At 47.8% G+C, this 19,151-nt stretch carries 11 protein-coding genes; 2 read left to right on the top strand and 9 right to left on the bottom strand.

Annotated features, from left to right (window positions below):
- Window positions 1–188: 188 nt before the first annotated feature.
- Both rdgC and AACQ83_RS14190 read right to left on the bottom strand, forming a co-directional pair.
- Complete coding sequence (gene rdgC, locus AACQ83_RS14195; protein ID WP_112878287.1) at window positions 189–1,100, bottom strand: recombination-associated protein RdgC; 912 nt, start codon at window positions 1,098–1,100, stop codon at window positions 189–191.
- Between the two features lie 337 nt (window positions 1,101–1,437).
- Complete coding sequence (locus AACQ83_RS14190) at window positions 1,438–4,320, bottom strand: aldehyde dehydrogenase family protein (RefSeq protein WP_112878286.1); 2,883 nt, start codon at window positions 4,318–4,320, stop codon at window positions 1,438–1,440.
- 1,646 nt (window positions 4,321–5,966) lie between these two features.
- Here AACQ83_RS14190 and AACQ83_RS14185 point away from each other — a divergent pair.
- Window positions 5,967–7,943: a bifunctional 2',3'-cyclic-nucleotide 2'-phosphodiesterase/3'-nucleotidase gene (locus tag AACQ83_RS14185; RefSeq protein WP_112878285.1), complete on the top strand. Its 1,977-nt coding sequence runs from the start codon at window positions 5,967–5,969 to the stop codon at window positions 7,941–7,943.
- A gap of 62 nt (window positions 7,944–8,005) precedes the next feature.
- Window positions 8,006–8,779 carry a ribonuclease T2 family protein gene (locus tag AACQ83_RS14180; protein WP_112878284.1) on the top strand — a complete coding sequence of 258 codons (774 nt, stop codon included), beginning with the start codon at window positions 8,006–8,008 and terminating at the stop codon, window positions 8,777–8,779.
- A gap of 413 nt (window positions 8,780–9,192) precedes the next feature.
- On the opposite strand, the gene AACQ83_RS14175 is transcribed toward AACQ83_RS14180, so the two are convergent.
- From AACQ83_RS14175 to AACQ83_RS14145, 7 genes are all read right to left on the bottom strand, one after another.
- Entirely contained in the window at window positions 9,193–10,602 is a 1,410-nt protein-coding gene (locus tag AACQ83_RS14175) for a VasL domain-containing protein (protein ID WP_240000804.1), read from the bottom strand.
- A 104-nt stretch (window positions 10,603–10,706) separates the two neighbouring features.
- Complete coding sequence (gene tssE / locus AACQ83_RS14170; RefSeq protein WP_112878283.1) at window positions 10,707–11,147, bottom strand: type VI secretion system baseplate subunit TssE; 441 nt, start codon at window positions 11,145–11,147, stop codon at window positions 10,707–10,709.
- Between the two features lie 4 nt (window positions 11,148–11,151).
- The gene (gene tssJ / locus AACQ83_RS14165) at window positions 11,152–11,691 is read right to left on the bottom strand and encodes a type VI secretion system lipoprotein TssJ (protein ID WP_112878282.1); all 540 of its coding nucleotides are present in this window, start codon (window positions 11,689–11,691) and stop codon (window positions 11,152–11,154) included.
- Window positions 11,669–12,760: a type VI secretion system baseplate subunit TssG gene (tssG, locus tag AACQ83_RS14160; protein ID WP_112878281.1), complete on the bottom strand. Its 1,092-nt coding sequence runs from the start codon at window positions 12,758–12,760 to the stop codon at window positions 11,669–11,671. The genes tssJ and tssG overlap by 23 nt, the downstream gene beginning before the upstream one ends.
- Window positions 12,724–14,499 (bottom strand): type VI secretion system baseplate subunit TssF, encoded by a 1,776-nt coding sequence (gene tssF / locus AACQ83_RS14155; RefSeq protein ID WP_112878280.1) that lies wholly within the window; start codon window positions 14,497–14,499, stop codon window positions 12,724–12,726. The genes tssG and tssF overlap by 37 nt, the downstream gene beginning before the upstream one ends.
- A gap of 96 nt (window positions 14,500–14,595) precedes the next feature.
- The gene (tssA, locus tag AACQ83_RS14150) at window positions 14,596–16,170 is read right to left on the bottom strand and encodes a type VI secretion system protein TssA (protein WP_112878279.1); all 1,575 of its coding nucleotides are present in this window, start codon (window positions 16,168–16,170) and stop codon (window positions 14,596–14,598) included.
- On the bottom strand, window positions 16,155–19,151 hold a 2,997-nt coding region (locus tag AACQ83_RS14145), incomplete at its 5' end, for an ImcF-related family protein (protein WP_112886945.1). The genes tssA and AACQ83_RS14145, both read right to left, overlap by 16 nt.

The following is a 19,151-nucleotide window of genomic DNA, read 5'->3' as shown; positions in this document are numbered from 1 at the left end:
GGTTCTGAAATAGGTTGATATTATCGCCAGTATATACCCGTTATCTTTCAAGTTGCCTCTTTGTTGGCTGCACTCGCTCACCCCAGTCACATAGTTTGCTATGCTCCCGGGGATTCACTCCCTTGCCGTCGCGATGCATCTTGAAATCCATAGGGTATAGACTGGCGTTTATTGTATGAATCGTGTGATTATTTTTCCGCTTCGCCGCCTAGTGCTTCAATGGTGCTTTTAATCAGCGCACTCAATTCGCCGGTCATTAGAATAAAGTCAGCATCAAACCGTTGGGCAAAATCTTCCCGATCAATGTCATCATTTTGTTCACGCAGAGTATCACTGAATTTTATGCGCTTGAAAGCGCCATCATCTGACAACATAAATTGAATACGCTCTTCCCAATCGAGCGCCAATTTGGTGACACATTTGCCTGCTTCTATATGGGTGGCGATTTCGTCAGAAACCAAATCTTGTTTTTTACAACGGATCACGCCACCCTCTTCCAGAATAGCTTTTAATTCAGCTTCATCCATTAAAGCAAAACCTGTCGGTAAATCACCGGAACGTACCCATTCTGTCAGGGTTAATTCTATCGGGTTTGTAAATGTCAGAGGAACAACAGGTAAAGAACCCAGACTTTTTCTCAATAATGCCAAATTATCTTCGGCTCGTTTAGCACTGGCTGCGTCAACAATGATCAGATTATTGGCGATATCGATCCAAATATAAGTTTGGCTGAATCGGCTAAATGCCCGTGGTAGCAAGGTATGTAATATTTCATCTTTCAGAGAGTCTTTCTCTGTTTTTTTAAGTTTGCGATGCTGTTCTCCTTCCAATTTTTCAATTTTTGCTTGCAGCGTTTGTTTGATAACCGGTGAAGGCAACATCTTTTCTTCTTTACGGGCGCAAATCAGAATGTGGTTATTCGCGACATGGGTAAAGGCGTCACTGTGTGAACCTATTGGTGGCACCCAACCTGTTTTCGCCATATCTTGACTGCCACATGGGGTGAATGCTAACGGACTCAATTGTTTTTCCAGTTCATCCGCAGAAAGTGAAATTTCCCGGTTTAAACGGTAAATCATTAAATTTTTGAACCACAACATAAAATTACCCCATATTTTTGCTCAATGAATCGGTGAGCATGACCAACATAAGGTAGCATGATAGCGAATCACAGGGATAAGCCCTAGTATCTTGTGTCAATTATCCTGATTGATGACTTTATTATATACCCTATGGATTTCAAGATGGATCGCGACGGCAAGGGAGTGAATCCCCGGGAGCATAGCAAACTATGTGACTGGGGTGAGCGAGTGCAGCCAACAAAGAGGCAACTTGAAAGATAACGGGTATATTTAAACGCGGAGACACGCCGTGCTTACTTATGAAAGTACGGCGCTGTCAGGTCATCCAGTTGAAGTGAGGACTTACCGGAGTAGCTTAAATTCCCGCTTGAACACAGTGGTGCTTTTCACTCTTTGGCGTGGGAAGGGTATCAAAGGGTTCAATTAAATAATGGTATATATCACGTTGTGGCAACGTACTGCCGCTAATCCTATTACCTTCATACCAAAGGCATGAAGCAGCCGGCCCTTGACCACCATAGGGAAGATAACCGTGTTCTTCCAGATGTAAGTCAGTATTACTCAGAATACTATCTGGCAAGTGAAGGCGTTCGCTGAGTTGATGATGGATATAGTCACTGGTACCAAACAAAGATATATACATAGCATTAGCAGAATACAAAGGATCAGAAAAATAATGGATTAAATCTTGATCCTGATAATATCTTTGTAAGAAGAACACAGGGGCAAAAAATTCTTTATAATTGCCACCTAATGATAATTCTTTCTCGAAAACCGTGGGTTTTATCATGCCATTGATGGGATTAACTTCTCCTCCATAGGTGCAATAGGGTCTATTTACTTTAAATACTGAAGCAATTTTTATACTGTGATCAATATCGCTATTGGGACCGACAATATTTTTATAGTCACTATAAGGGCCAACTCTATCTTCAATATTCTTCAAATCAGAGATTAATCGTTGCTTGAATAAATCGTATATATCATTGTGTACTAATATGGCGTTTGGACCAGCACAATCCTGCCCTTGATTGTAAAGAACAACTCGTTTTGCACTTTCAACAGCCAGATTAATGTCTGCATCTTTTGAGATAATAAGTGGGTTATGACCGGCGCCATTAAGAATAAATAAGGTGTTTTTTCTGAAATGTTTACGGACTTTGAGCGCATTCTCTGGTGTTCCCGTAAAGATTACTGCATCAGTTATTTTTACGCGTTGACTTAAAAATAACTCTTTATCTTCATAAGAAATAGATAATGTTGGAGAAAATTTGGATAAATTAATAACCTGCTCAAATTTTTTGTAATGTGTATGCATTGCTGTCGGGGGGCGTATGCACACGTTTTCTGCCATAAGTGAAGGGATAAAACCAAAACATACAGAAGCGTAAATGGGTTGGTTAAGCGGGAGGAATGATGTCACACCATAAATTTTCTTTTTGAAATATTCTCTGTTGTTCTCAATATTATTCAAGACATCTATTGAACGGAGAATTTCATCTTCGGTGACGTTTTTACATTGATAGCCAGAGAGCGCTTCAACTAATGCCTCACTATTCCTCTGTAAAGCGGAGGAAAGTTCGTCACATTTTTTTCTGATTTCGGTGAAATTAATTTTGCTGTATAACTTAGTCATATGGATTTGATTCTCCTCGATTTTATTGTTTATGAATATCTCTTTTTGAGAACTATTAATTTCGTGGTTAACGATATTTTCCTCATTTTTTGGGTATGAGTTTTTATATGGGGTGTTAAAATGGGTTAAAATATGTTGCATCTCATTTAAATCTAACCATGTTTTAATGCGTGGGCCTTTAGTATCGCCAAATAACCCTCGGTAGAGCAGAGGCCATATTTGGGATGATTTATCATCTGAAAAATGGTCTTCATATGTACTGATTATATGCTGGAAAAGTTGATCTTTAGTGGATATTTCTCCTGAACTTATTGAGTTGGCAATGGCTGAGAAATACTTTTCTTCTTTAATGTTTTGTAACCCTTGATTTTCATTTTTACATGTCCTGATATAATAATTATAACTTATTTCCAATTCCTGATCTGAAATGGACTCTCCCGGTTTTTTATAGCGATTCAGAAAATTTTCAGCCGCGAGTTTATTTGCTGGTTTTGACGCGTGTAATATTCTTGCTATCTTCGAAAAAGATAGTCTTTTTCCATCTTTTTGCGAAATATTAACTTGATCATTGAGATGTGGTGCCAGTGCGACATAAAATTTAGACGATCTCTGTGGCTCTTTTGAGAGGTAAGTGCGAATTGCGTCTCGTGTAAGCAGATGGCGAATATCATCTAAAGAGAAACTATTTCCTTTCGATTTCGATATTTTTTTACCTGAATCATCAAGGAAAAGCCCATATTTGTAAAAACGTGGAATTGGCCTGTCTAATGCTCCCGCGATCTGGCGAGCAACATCGGCAGAAGCCAGCAAATCTTCACCATGCATTTCAAAATGAATGTTTCTGGCAAGGAGGCGCATACCCCAGTCTGCTTTCCACTGAAGTTTAGATTTACCGTTTAGTACCGAAATAGTTTGCTCTTGATCCAATATTTCATTTTTATAGAACTCCCGAATTTCTACGCCATATTCATAACCGGGTTTATTAATGACTTCATCGCCAGGTATGTAATAGGTTATTTCTCCTGATGCAGGGTTCACGTCGGTTACTATAATATGTTCCAGTACGGTGCCAGTTCTTTCAGAAATGGGCATGATCATGCTGTAGGTTCTTTGTCTTAAAGATCCGGTAGATTCCTTGCATATTTGGTTTAGCACCAAAAAATTTTGTAGGAATAGTTTGATTTCGTCATTGTAATCGCCATTTTGATAGGCTAAAGAGTTTCTGACTAGCTGACACTCTATTTCGTATTCTGTGGCGAGCTTCATGAGTTGATATTCCGCCATTTCAGAGAATGACGGGAAATTTCCGAAAGGGTCCGGCACCTTGCTTATCGGTTGGCCTAGATAAGGCGTTAATTGTTCAGCATTTGGAATATTCAAAGGCACTTTTCTGAAAGGGTCCAAATCATCTGAAATGAGATAAAAATTAACTGTTCTGCCTGCTTTCTCCAATTCGGTTTTGATGAGATTGGCTCGGAGGATTTCACAAAGGGTTCCTATGTGTGGAAGCCCTGTTGGTCCAAAACCCGCTTCGATATTGATTGATTCCTCGTATGGTATAGCCTGATTAATTTCGAGGGCTTCCTTGACATACCATTTCATTTGCAGTTACCTCCATCATAATGTTTTGATTATTTTAGGGTTAATGGTGATGAATAAAGACAGTAGAGGTGTTATTAACTTGTCAGGAAATCCTCAGTAATCCTGATGAGAAAAAATGCTTTAAAAATGTTATATTATTTTATGTTTTTTGTTTTGACGTCAGCGATTAACCTTAAAATCTCTTTAAAATTAATGAATAGTTAACGCGAGTTCTAACCAATTAACTATTACTATAATCAATTATTGCTATAAACTTATTCTAAATTCTTTCGGCTCTAAGTGAGTGCTGAAATGATAAGGTTCAATAATATTCTTTCTAATGTTAAATAAAATTAATGTAATTATTGTTTCTGGTCAAGAGGGGAACATAAATTTTTTTATTTTCTCTTCATTGCTGAATTGAGTGAGATAGTGGGGGCGATGGGTGAATGTGTCATGCTGATCAGAAAAGTCGTTTATAGTCATTCTAATGGTGTCAAAGTTATTGATAAATTATAATTTTAAAAATATTCATTTGGTTATTTTTCTTTTAAATCAGTATGATAGTTAATTTTTATATTTTTTTAAATTAGTTTTTTATTTTATTTGAAAAATAAATGTTTTTTTACTTTTTATAATATGTTCAATATATTTATATATTTTACAAAAAATAATTTTAATTAATTTTAGAGATCGGTTTTATATAAAATTAATAATATTGTTTTTTATGTATTTTAATGTTTTCTTATTTTATAATTAAAATTAATTTATATTTAAATTAATTATTAAAGTTTAATGTTTAAATTGTTTTTTTTATAAATAATGTAGTTAATAAAATTAAAAAGATAAAGTTACCTGATGATGTGATTATTATCACAAATAATTTTAATTATTTGTTTGTTTAACGATGTAATTGTGCATTTTATCACGAAAATGATTTTTATGTTTATTTATTATATGGTTACAGTAGATTGTTTGGTTGAAGGTTATATCAAAAAATTGAAATTTTAATAGAATCACTCATTTTTAATTAAAAGCGTTCATCATTATAACCTAAATTAACGATTATTTTGTAATTAAAAACCATAAAAGTTTATATAAGGAAACCATAATATGGATGATAATTGATTGCTTGAAAATATTTACAATTTGTTAACAAGTTTGTTTTATACGGTAATATTATGAGCGGTATTTATTAGCCTGAATATTTTACCGGCTCAATGGAATAGAGAGATTTTTGTCCAGAAATAAAGCTAATAATTAAATACAACGCATTGTAGATATTTTATTCTTACTTAACTTAAATTAAACCGTGTTAAAGGTGGCTAGAGGGCAGATTTTACTGTGTTAGTGTCATAGGAGGAGTGAGATCTTGGCAAAGTGGTATGTCTGTGAGTGACTCTTTTGCGTGATAAAAATGCAGATACCCTAACTATAAAAAAACAGATTTATCTTGTTGGTTGAGATAAACGTTTTGCAATTTCTCAGTACAATAGCCTGAGTTTGTTCGTTGAAACGGCATATGATGATGCGCACAGCGACAATCCAGCTTATGAAAATAAAAAACAGATGATTGTGGAAATCGACGCTCATCTGTACTTGTAAGTTGACAGTTAAAGGAGAGCTGATTTTGAGTCCTCCTAAACTACCTAAAAAAGAGGTGTGAAATGGTTAACAATGTGTTGAAAGTCTCCACATTAACCTTATTGGTCGCATGTAATGTCCATGCTGAAACAGTTGATTTGCGGGTAATGGAAACATCTGATGTTCACAGTAACCTGATTGATTTTGATTACTTTAAGGATAAACCTACAGAACAATTTGGTTTGATACGCACAGCGAGTTTAATTAAAGCAGCCAAAGCAGAAGCCTCTAACTCCATTCTGGTCGATAACGGTGATTTGATTCAAGGTAGCCCACTGGCTGATTACGTGGCCGCAAAAGGCCTTAAAAAAGGGGAATCTCATCCAGCACATCAGTTAATGAATACAATGGGTTATACCGTGGGTAACTTTGGTAACCACGAGTTTAACTTTGGTTTGGATTATCTGAAAAAAGCCATTGCCGGTGCGAAGTTCCCTTATATCAATGCCAACATCATGGATGCGAAAACCGGTAAGAACTATTTCACCCCCTATATTATTGTTGATACGCCGGTAAAAGACCGGGAGGGTAAGAATCATACCATCAAGATTGGCTATATCGGTTTTGTACCGCCACAAATTGTTATCTGGGATAAGGTCAATCTGGATGAGAAAGTTGTCGTTAATGATATCACTGAAACCGCGAAAAAATTTGTTCCTCAAATGAAAAAAGCGGGGGCAGATTTGATTATTGCTATTCCTCACTCCGGCTTTTCCAAGGAGCCTTATAAGGCAATGGCTGAGAACTCGGTTTATTACTTGAGTGAAGTTAAAGGTATTGATGCGATTATGTTTGGTCACTCACACGGTGTGTTTCCAAGTAAAGAATTTGCAGACATTAAAGGCGTTGATGTTGCTAAAGGTACGGTTAATGGTATTCCGGCTGTTATGCCCGGCCAATGGGGTGATCATTTAGGTGTTGTTGATATGGTTATCGACAACGGGGGTGGGGCATGGAAAGTGACGGAAGCAAAAGCGGAAGCGCGCCCGATTTATGACAAAGTGAATAAAAAGGCACTGGTTGAGTGTGATAGTGAGTTGGCAAAAATTATCGGGCAAGCTCATCAGGGGACGCGGGGTTTTGTCGGTAAATTGATTGGCAAAGCGTCTGCCAATATGTATAGCTATTTGGCTTTGATTCAAAGCGACCCGACAGTGCAGATTGTGAATGATGCACAAGCCGATTACACGCGGCGTTTTATTCAAGGTGATCCCGATTTAGCAGATATTCCTGTTCTGGCCGCTGCGGCACCATTCAAAGTTGGCGGGCGTAAAAATGCACCTTCAGAGTTTATTGAAGTTGAAAAAGGTGATTTAACCTTTCGTAACGCAGCAGATTTGTATCTCTATTCCAATACACTGGCTGTTGTGAAGGTCACGGGTGCTGATGTGATTGAATGGTTGGAGTGTTCGGCCGGCATGTATAACCAGATTGATCCAAATTCAACTCAGCCTCAGTATCTGTTGAATTGGAGCGGTTTCCGTACTTATAACTTCGACATGATAAGTGGCGTGAATTATAAGATTGATCTGACTCAGCCCGCTAAATACGACGTTGATTGCCAGATCATCAATCAAGGAGCAAATCGTATCAAAGAGCTGACTTACCAAGGTAAACCGATCGATCCTCACGCTAAATTTCTCATTGCTACCAATAACTACCGCGCCTATGGTGGTAAATTTGCCGGCACAGGCGAAGATCACATTGCATTCGCTTCACCGGATGAGAACCGCGCTATTTTGGCTGCTTACATTGCCAAAATGTCTAAACAGAAAGGGATAGTAGCGACTAAAGCAGAGAATAACTGGTCGATTATGCCAATCAAAACTGACAAGAAATTGGATATCCGTTTCGAAACGTCTCCAAGTGAGAAAGCGGCGAAATTCATCAAAGCATTTTCTCAATATCCCGTGAAATATTTGGAAAATGATGAGATCGGTTTTGCTGTGTATCAAATTGATCTGACTGAAAAAAATAATTTTAATAGTCGCCTGCCTTAATTTTGGCAGGTTTTTGTTTGTTTACCATCAACAGGGAAATAATTTCCCATAAAGGAATTAAGATGCGTTTTTTTAATTTATTATCAGCAATATTCGTTTTACTGATTGTGGGTTGTGTGAAGCAACCAGAAGTGACTGACTCGTTGGAGTCTCTATCAACATTGGAAGAGGGGGCGTCTTGTATCTTACCTGCTACTCCGCCGAAAGATTATGATTATGTTGCTAAAGGTGACCGTTATGGTCAGAACGCAATCGCATCGACAGATTATTTCAAACTGTCTATTAGTTATTCTCCAGCATTTTGTAAGAGTAAAGCAAAGAATATTGAGCGCCTGAAAAATAGTAATAAATTTGCTGAAGCGCAGCGTGAATATGAAAAGTTTGAATTGCAATGTTTCTCCGAAAACAAATTTAGTTGGGTAATTCACGGATTGTGGGCGCAAACCTGTGATAGTAAATCAATGGCACAGTGCCGTGATTGGTCTGATGTCAGAAAACATCCACGTCTTTGCAAAGGGGATTTGCCACCACTGGATTATCAGGTGATTAAACCTTATCTATGCGCTTCTCCAGGGGCAGATTTGTTACAAGGTGAGTGGGAAAAACATGGTGTTTGTGCGTTTACAACGCCAGATCAATTTTTCAGTAAACAGCAAGAACTGTTTGATGGATTGGTATTGCCTAATGATCGTCCATCTAATAAACAGTTAATTAAGTTCCTCCAGAAAAATAACCCATCATTGAAGGGAAAAGCCATTCAGATCAATCGTGATGAATTTTACGTTTGTTACAGCAAAAATTTCGACGTGATTGATTGTCCAAAGCGTGAGTTGTGATGGTTCTCCTTTCTATAAAGGAAAATCACAGTGATGTGCCTGACCTGCGGTAACGTGGGTCAGGTTTGCCTTCTCTTAATCGTCGATATATCCCTTTCAGGGGATATTTTGTATTTATCTGTTATAGGGGTAATTATGAAGATCACATCACCAGAGATACTCGCACTCGCAATGAGGGAGACCCGCAAAAAAAGCAAATTGACTCAGCGAGAAACGACTGATCGGGTCGGTATTAAACAGAGCACTGTATCGGGGTTCGAGAAGTATCTATTTATCGAGTTCCGCGACCAATTCACGCAACACCGGTTCACGCTGCCAGATTTGACACACCAAGGCATATTCCTTTGCATCCAGGTGAGAGAAAGTGTCAACAACATTGTTCATAGATAACCAAAATCCTTACAGTGAATTGATTAATGGATAGCAGGCTGCATGAGCAGTGCATAACGATTGAGTAATTGATTGAAACGGGTGTTAATTTGCTGACACAGTGCCGGGGAGACCGTGCCGCTTTTTTGTTGTTCGGCCAGTTGGCGCAATAATTCTTCCAATGGCGGTGTGCTCGCCAACGGTTGCTGAATGCCAAATACCATCGATTTCAATTCAGACCCCGTGAGATAACGACCGCGTCTTTCATCCAGCTCATCAAGGCGGGCCGCTAATCGTTGCAGACGCGATTGAGCCAGGTGGTAATTTTCCAGTTCAGAGACAGGTAACGCTGTGGCTTCACGTTGCTGTTGCCACTGTTTCTCCATCTCTTGCACCGTTTGGCTGGCCGGCCATAATGTTTGCAGTTGGTATAATAGCTGCGTCCCATACGTTAATCGCCACAACACAGGCAAGGTATCCAAACTTGCCAGTTGCGACCGACTGGCCGCCAGCGTTTTCTCCTGCAACTGATTCAGCAGCACGGCGTTGTCCGGGTGGCGCAACTCAGCAAGTTGCGCTGGGAGTAAGGTCCGCGGCAAAGGCTGCGTGGTCACTTGCAATGCCTGCGCCAGCGGCGGCGCTTGTCGCATCCCTTTCACCCACCAAACACCGGCCACTGCCAGCGCGCACAACGCGACACCCGCGACAAAACCGTGCCAGACTTTCCCGCGGGACACAGGTAAAGCCCGGACCCCATTGCCCTGAGGGGGGACACCAGAAACCGTTTCACGCATGACATATATCAGTTGTGGCCGGAGGGGGGCTGTGGGCGTCAAAATAGCATTCCCCCCTGGTTGTACGGAGGAGACCGAGATAACAGGCATCATCCCCGTTTCCGGTTTCAGCCGCTCTAAGCGTTGAGCGCTGTTGTGAAGCCACACGCGGAGGCTGTCGAGTTGACTTACATATTTCAGTTCCAGACGTTGAAGCACTTCACACAGATGTTCAAGAACCTTTTCCACCGGGTAAATCAGCGGCAGGTCAATATAGGAGAAAACCGAGGTACGTAACAGCTGTTGTAACCGTGCGACCAGCCAGGCCAATATCTCAACCCGTACACGTGTAGATTGCGGCCAGAATTGCGGCCATTGATGAGCCACTAACCCCTCAATCAGGGCCAACCCTTCATGAATACCCGCAAATCCGGCCCGTTGTGCCCGGGCCAATGTGTACCAGGCGGCACTTTGCAGTTCTACACCGTTAACCTGAAACAGTGTCAAACAAAGCTGTTCAACTTTAGCCCAGTCAATGTCGGGCCGTGCCGGATGGCTCAGTTTGCTCATTTCGTCTTTCAGCGCACGGAATTCAGGCTGCGTACGGGGATCATCCCCGGTATAGACAATATTTTCAGTCATCACTTTATTTTCACCCAGATTTGTTGCTGAAATCAGCATGATTAACGCAGCGGGACAACATCAACGCATTCAACAGTCCGGGCGGCACTCCGGCCCGTTCCGATAACAGAAAGCGGCGGCAGGCAAGGTAGCCCCACCGCAGATTAATCCATCCGCCCTGGTTGGCGCAGATGGCGGACCAACACTTTCCCTTCCGGGACAAATTCCGTGCTAAAACGCACCCGCCCCACCTCTTTCAGTTCGGCGTTGATGTCATAACGCAAATGCGTCGGTTCAATCTCCGGCAATAACGTCACACTGACCTGCTTCAGGCGGGGCTCATAAGTCAGCAGCGTGTGTTCAATCGTCGCGATCAAGCGTTGTGACGATTCAGGCAACCCTTGCAGGATAGTGCTGAGATCAGGCAGGCCATAATCCGGCAGATGGCTCAGCGAACCCGCCCGGCCATTGAGGATACACTGCATATTATCCAGTACCGACAAAATCACCTGATTTTCCTCACTGATCTGATGCAAATCCAACCCGCCGCGAACGTTGCCGAACAGGCATTCATACAGGGAAGGCTTGTTGGTTTTCTTTTTCATCAACTTACTCCTTTTCAGGCAACAGAGTCAGGCTGCCGCCATTCAACTCAATGGTACGCGGCTTATCCGGTGACAGCGCCTGGCGTCTGATGATTAGGCGCCAGGTCGCCCCGGCTAAATCGGGATTTCTGAACAGACCCACCACCGCGACATATTTCGCCTGCGCCGCCATCGGCATATTGAGTGAAGCATGACTACCCGGTTTGACCACCACCTCCCGGCTCGCCAGACAATCGGCAGCGAGTATACGGTCGCCGTTCTCCAGCAAATCCGCATAATCCGCTTTTTCCAGCGCCTGGTTGTCCCGCAACTGATAAACCCGGACCAGCGCAGGGACGGACAGGGCAACACTTTCCCCGCTATCCGTGTTGACCGCTGCCCGGGGCGTAAAATCCAGCCGCACTGTTTTCACTTGTCGATGAAAAAGGGACTGTGTGGCGGATACCGTGCCATCGGCTACCGTCTGCGTCAGCCCGCAGCCGGTCAGCAGTAAGGTGATTGCCGCTATCATCGGCACCGTTTTATAAAAAGCGGTAGTGAACATGGTGTCCTCCTGTGTTTTGATGGTTGTCCGGCGATATTCCCTGATAATCTCCCAGACTCACCGTTATCTTGTCCGGGATTGCTGCCTGATTTTTTTCAGCCTGCAACCCCAGCACCCCGGTCAGCCCCAGCTGAACAGGCTTATCGCTGCCCAGCACCGGCACCGGTAATATTCGGGTTTGAAGGGTCAATTGCAGCCGGGCCCGGTACCGCCAACCCAGATAAACGCGTAGCAACGTCAACAAATCGGTGTGTAACTGCCCGCCCGGCAGCCAGCCTCGCGCTTCCTCCGGGCAATCCGTGTGCAACGCCAGCAATAACTGGCTGTTGATATCCGTGCCGACTCTGCCCAGCACGGTACGTTGCGACAGGGAAATCGGCTGCGAGTCTGAAAAACCGGCCGGTTGCCGCAGATGAATCTGCCGCGGGCAGGCGGGTGTCACTACGACACGGGTCTGCGGCGCCAGCAACATCACCAGCGCCGCTACCCCTTCCGCCGTCCGAGTCGGCAGGCGCATCACACTGAGCAACGCCAGAAAACGGGACACCGGCGTGGCAATCTGCTGCTGACTGCCCGGGATGCCTAAGCCAATGAGTCCCAGTAAACACTGCGATGTTGGGTCACTTCCCCCAGAGGCAAACGTCGCCGGGTAGGAATATTTACGCCAGATACGGTAATATTGGGTCAGTATCCGGTGGTTAAACATATCCAGAAAGGCTTCCACCGCTTCATGCCCTTCCCGGTGCTGCGCGATATCGTTCAGGTAAGCGGTCGGCAACGGGGAATCCACGCCGTACAGCCCCATAAACGTGGTTCTGACTGTCGGGGGGCGATCCGGGTATTCGCAGTCAGTTTCCATCGCTTTCAGTGCACTGGTCGGGAACCCCATCCCCGGATGGGGCCGGAAACGTATCACATCATCGGCGGGATTATCCGTACTGCCCAGGGGGTGCCGATCCGGGACCGTGCGCTCAACGGCCTGACAGAACTGATAGAAATTGAGCGTCGAAATATCGTCCTTTAGTCCGGGCATTAACCGGGAATACACTGACTGTGCTTCTCTTGCCATGACAAGCGTTCTCCTGTGGGTTGTAAGACCAGCGTCAGCCGGTTGAACAGATGGATATCGGTGTACAAGGCAAAAAAGCGACTGAGCATTTCACCGAACAGACAGATATCCCCGGTCCCGGTAAAGCCGTTGCTGTCCAGCGTGACTTCAATATGCACGCCCCGTTGCAGGCACCCCTGCTCAAACCGCTCGATAAGCGCATGTTTCACCGCCACAATGGCCGTCAGACGGCGATAGTTCATCTCGTCATCGGTCCAGTCATACAGGGCCAGCGTGCCGCGCAACACTTCCGGGTTATCCATCAAACTGAGGAAATTGGAGCCGAGATGACTGAGCACCCGCCAGTGAAAGCGATCCCGGTTTGGCGGATAACACGGCAATGTCGGTTCACACAGATTACGCACGGTCAGTTCCGCCAACGGGGGAGACACCGCCGTATCCAGCAGCGTCTCCTGCAATGCCCGACGAGGCAGTTGCCCATTAGTACCGGTTATCGTGAGTGACAGATTTTCTGCTTCACGCGATCCTTCATTATTATCAATCTCCTCCCCGCCCAGAATAAGCCAGGTGTCGTACAAACCCGACGGCCCCTGTTTTACCCGGGTATGGTAGTAACGCGCCGGTGCGTCATGGCGCAGCATACCGCCTTTGTGGCGAAAACTACTGAAGGGCACATACGACTGGTGATCACTGCGTTTCGAGGAGACTACCGCATCCACCGAATAAATCTCGGTATGCCCGTCTTGAAGGCGCATCGGGCGCAGCAAATACTCTGTTTTCAACGGTGACAGCGGCAACGGATCGGATTCCAGCGGGAACAGGTTAATCACCGGCACACAGTGCAAACGGATATGCGCCGCAGAAAACGGCCACTCCTGAGGCCAGCTTTCACCCAACACCGCATCCAGTTCAAACCACGGCGTCCTGTCGGGTATAGTCAGCTGTTCCAGCCCGCACAACGCGACAAACATGAATTTCTCACGGAAGGTAAAATACTCCAGCAGCAGCTGATAGCCACTGAACGCACTGTCCCCTTTCGGCCACAGCCTTTCCTCATCGCCAAATCCCAACGGGGAGAATCCCCCGTCAAACGGCTGGCGGTCGGGCTGACCGGGCAGACGCAGATACAGCTGTTGCGTCTGAAGCGTCAATGCCCGATGTAACGCACAGGCCAGCGGGCTGTCCGCACTCAGGTACAGCGGCAAACGACTCAAATCAACCTGGCGCCAGTCCACTTGAGTGCCACAATTAAAACGCAGGCGAATGACAGCCCGGCCATCCGGTTCAGATTTAAGCGAAGCGTCAGTCAGCGCCAGCGGCAGCAACTGAACCGCCTGAGTGGTGGTATAGCGGCACCGGGTCTGTTGCGGGCCGATCGGCTGCGAAAGTATCTCAAAGCCTTTTTTCACCTGCACCGGATTTTTCAGCTGTTTCAACTGTGCCCAATCCGCGCCCAGTTCCACAATGGACAGGGAAGGGATGGTGCGCAGGTAATGCGGCCACAGCAAACTGACCAGCCCTTCCGTCAACTCCGGTAAGTCATCATCCAGCTTCTCGCGCAGGCGGCCCATCAGAAAGGCAAAGCCTTCAAACAAACGCTCCACATAGGGGTCACGGGTGCCGACTCTGTCCAGATTGAGCAGAGCCGCCCGGTCAGGATAGGCTTTGGCAAACTCGTTGCCCGCTTCACGCAGGTAGCGCATTTCTGCCTCGTAATAGCGCAGGATTAAATCATCCATCGGATTGTCCTCAAATAAACAGTTCAGAATAAATACATTGGGGAGGGTAAAACGGGTCGAACAGGGATAAGATTGTCATGCCATATTCTAGGGCCATCAGCCACACAACACCGCCGCCCTGACCGGATCAATCGCCACCAGTCCGGCCAGCAATGTCTCCCTGCGTTGTGCCGTCAGCACCTTATCCTGTTCACTGCGTTGGGCTTTCATCCGCAGCAACTTAAGTTGCCGGGCTTTCACCTCAAACATTAGCACCGGTTCCCACTCACTCAGACCCAACGGTTCGCCGGCGTCCAGCTCCGTAAGCAGATGCAACGCCATCTCATTTTTGCCGTACTGCTCCGCCACCCGCGCCATCAACAAGCGCTGGAGCCAGCGGGGACGCACCCCCATGATCCCCGGCAATTGCCCCAGCCAACGCAACGCGGCCTCAATACCTTCACTGTCCGCCAGTTGTAACGCCTCCGCTTCCAGCGCCAGGATGTCATTCTCACCCTGTGCCGGCGGGGCGTCCGGTAACCCGTGGTCCTGGGCCGCCATCACGTCCCGCGCTATCCACTGACCGGTCACCTCATCGGCAAACGGTGTTCCGTTGTTATAGGCCAAATTCTCCAGCCCCGGCAGGCGCCCAAGCAGGATGCTCAGATCCTGTTTCACAATATCCGCCCAACTTTCATCAGGATGGTCCAATTTGCTTAATGCCTGACAGAGATACCACTGTAAATCGAGCCAAAAGTGGTTAACCCCTTCCGCAAACATCCGGTCGACCTGCGCCAACAACTCACGCCAACTTTGTTGCCGGTAGAGCCGTTTCAACTGCGCCCGGTATTCCGTACGAGGCGGCACCAAACGGGTCAGTCCGGTGGTATCCTGCGGCGGTAACTGATGGACGGTATCCCAGCGCAGATTTTTCATCAGGCGATGACTGGATAACCACCCGTGCGGTTGATCATGCAGATAACGCGCCAGTTCACGCGCCTGTTCCAGCAAATCACGCCCGGACTGCACGGGCCGCACGACGGGTGAAGGCCCGTCACCGTTCGCCGACGCGGTCTGTGCGATAGTTTGCGGCACCACGGCGTCAACACCGCCCGATTGGGCCAGACGGGTTTCCAGGGGTCCCGCCAGCCCGGCGAGGGTGGGACGAGCCGCCGCGTCCCAGTCGGCAAACACGTGTTCCAGTAACGCCAGCGCGGCCAGCACGCGTTCAAAATCGGCGCGATTCACTTCCGGGTAGCGGGATAAACTGGCCTGAATTTTGCCCCCGGTCAGCCATACCAGCGCAGCCTGACGGCTGCCTGCTCGATGGGGTAGCAAGGTTTCGCCAAAACGGTCCGCCAGCGCGGCTAACAACGTCAACCCCTCAGCCAGACCGTTTTCACCCTCCTGATGCAGACGTGCCCAGACGTAATAGGTCGCCACGCGAACATCTTTGCAGTAGGTCATCAGCAGTTTTTCCGCCAATTGACAGATAAGGGCCGTATCAATGCCACTGAGTTTATTGACCTCCTCACGCATGCGCTGAAAATCATCGTGATGAACTGGATCCTCCCCGGTCGGCGCTTCTGCGCTAATGGGCAACAACCACGTCGTCCACCGTTCGGTCTGCTTTCGGGCGAGGGTCAACACATCACGCTCACCCAGACAGGTTGTTATCAATCGTTGCAACATGATCCCTCCGTCAGGTCATCGTCATCGACCAGTGAGATGACCGGGTCATCACCCGGTGTCGTGTCAAAAATCTCTTTCGGCAACGTAAATCCCCGCAGTTTCAGCAACGCCAGCGGCCCGCTGCCCATTTCCGTACGTAATATCCAGGTCACCGGTAAACCGTCCGGCATAGTGAATGTCAGCCGGTAACGGCTTTCATCCCACTTTTCCGCTTTCGCCTGCGCCAGCCAGCGAATGAGTCCCCAGGTTCCCGGATAATCACCGAACAGCCTCGCCCCGGCATTGACATTGGTCCAGGTCAGCATCACCCCCGGTTTATACGTCTCTCCCGGCCAGCGAAAACGCTGCCAGCTTTCCATCTGGTTGAAGTAACGCAATTTCTGCCCGTCTATCGTCAGGTCGGTTTCCACCACATCCCGCGCCGCTCGCGCACGCAGTTCAAACCGCAGTCCCTGACTGCCGTCCGCAAACAGCACATCCGATAACTGACTGAGCTGATTCACCGCTTTCAGGAAACGCGGGTTAACCTGCAACCCCTGACCGTTCACTTTATCCGGCACCCAACGGTTGCCGTCTTTATGCAATACGCCGCCTAACTGGCGCGTCAAAAACTGCTCAATGCGCCCGGTGTCCGGGCGGATAAACTGCCCCAGCATCGGCAATGAAATGTCACTCTGCCCACCGGCAAACGGGTAGCGACCGGCAAAGGCGGTATTCCAGTTAGCCACTATTGCTGTCTGCCACTGTTCATTTAAACTTGCCGCTGCCGGTTTCAGTATTCCCTGCCATGCCTGATTTAACGGCTGTACGAACATCGTCTGACCAAAACCGCGCCATTGGTCACCCAAACTGGCCGCCATCAGATTGCCGTAACCCTGGGTCTCCGTCAGGTCGGTGCTTTTGCCCTGAAACACCGTCTGCGCCAGCCTCCCCGCCCTCTCTGAGGGATCATCACTGGTGTTTATCTGTTGCAGTTTCAGCCGCACCTGAGTAACTCTGGTCAGGAAGGTTTGTAAGTTGAGGTTGCTGTCCGCGGTCATCACACTTTGTGGATTGTTTTTCCCCATCAGCGCCAGTAACGGACCGAAAGTGCTGTCCATCGGTCCGTTTACTTCGCCAGCCTGTTGGTTAATCACCGGCACCGCCGTTTTATTCAGCAACGTCTTCGCGGATTTCACCCATGCATCCGATAACGCCGGCCCCTGCTGGCCGGTTTGTCCCTGATACGCCACCGTGTTCATCAACGCTATCAGCGGGGACTGGCGCCCGTCCGCCATCAGGGTTAACTGGTCTGTCACCCCGGCCAGATTACGCGCTTTATTCCAGCGCAGGCTGTTGAGAAAATCCTGCCAGGCCCCGGCAAAATCGGTAAAGTAACGCGCGGTCAGGCGGGCTTTCAGCTCGGCCGGTGAGACGGCTGCCGGGACGGCCTGATGGTTATCATTCAACACCCAGTCAATCGCTTCCTTACGTGAAGCTACCGCGTTATCAATCGCTTTCTGTATCTGCCCTTCCCACGCCTGACGGGTAAACATTCCCGGCACCACGCGTGTCGTGGTAAACAACCGTTCCGCCTCAGTGTCGCCGGTCATTTGCCTTAAGGTCAGGTCGGCATAATCCTTCTCCACCGATTGCAGCATCTGCTGGTAGAGCGTGGCTTCCGCATTGTGCCGCCCCATCTGCGCCAGCAATATCCGGCGCGCCTGACTGACCAACGCCGTGTCCGGCGTAATCCGCCATTCCGGATGGGCGGGCAGATTCTCCGCATAAAAATCCCACAAATCCGGGGCCGCACTCAACCAGACACCGGGGGCAATACCGGCCCGGGCCGGCTCATTTTCACTCAGGACGCGGGTTAAAAACGCGGCCTCCGCTTTCTGTGGGTAGGCCATCATCAGATACGCTTTGAGTTGGTTGTGCGCGGCTTTCGCCCGGCGGGCCCGTTGCGGGCTGCCCGGGGGCAGATTCACCAGCGCGCTCAGTTTTTGGCGCAGTATCGCCGCCGCCTTATCCCGTATCAGCCGGTTATTCATTTGGGTGTAGTACGGCAACACCGCCGTCAACAGCGGCTGATTTTGATTCAAACCGAAACGCTGATACCAGGGTGCCCCATGTTCGGCCCGGTACTGCAACCGGCCCATTTCATTACGCAGCGCCTTAAACGCCATCAACTGGGCATCGGACGCCTCAGGACGGGCTTGCAAATCAGTCACCGCCGCGTTGACCCCCGCTATCTGGTCGCGGTTGGTAAAAAAAGAAAGCACACTGCCTGCGCCCCACAATAAGGCCAGGGCCATCAGGCCGTGATAAACGTTGCGCTTCTGGATCCATCCGACCCGTCTGCCATGCCGGTGCCGACTGTCAGCTAATACCCCCTGCCAGGCGGCATCGGGCAGCCAGCTTTGCGGTCCTGCATCCAGGGTCGCTTCCAGCGGCAGACTGAACATCAGGCCACGCAACGACACGACCTGAGCGTACTCCGCCAGCCACGGCGTCAACACCTTGCGCCAGTGGTCAATGCCTGTTTTCTCCAGCGTGGAGGCCAGCCGATATAAAAAATCATGGGCATTCTCGGGCAACAGTTGCTGCATCCCCCGCTTGCGTATCGGGTCAATCAACTGGTGCAGTTGGGTCTCCACAATCTCGGGGGTACAGCGTTCAGGTAAAAAGCACCCCACCGCCTGAGTCACCCGCCCTTCCTGTGACCAGAGACTGTGACACACCTGCCACAAATAGACAGGCGCCTGCCAGTGCAACTGTTGGGCCTGATTCTGCAACATCCGCAATGCCTTATCCATCCAGACCGGCTGCGCGCTTTGTTGTTCGGTCAGCGCCCAGACGATACCATTAAGCGGGCGGAAACGGCGCAAGCGACGCAGGGCCGCCAGTTGCGCGGCATCGGGTTCAGTTTGCAAACTGCCGCCCCACAGCAGGAGCGTACGATGGCCCTCCAGCCAGTGTTGCGTCGTCAGCCCCGGTGC

Origin of the sequence: Photorhabdus sp. S10-54, assembly GCF_963878145.1 — a bacterium.
Lineage (GTDB): Bacteria > Pseudomonadota > Gammaproteobacteria > Enterobacterales > Enterobacteriaceae > Photorhabdus > Photorhabdus kayaii.
The sequence above is the reverse complement of the archived record's forward strand: the minus strand, read 5'-3'. Positions and strand labels throughout refer to the sequence as shown.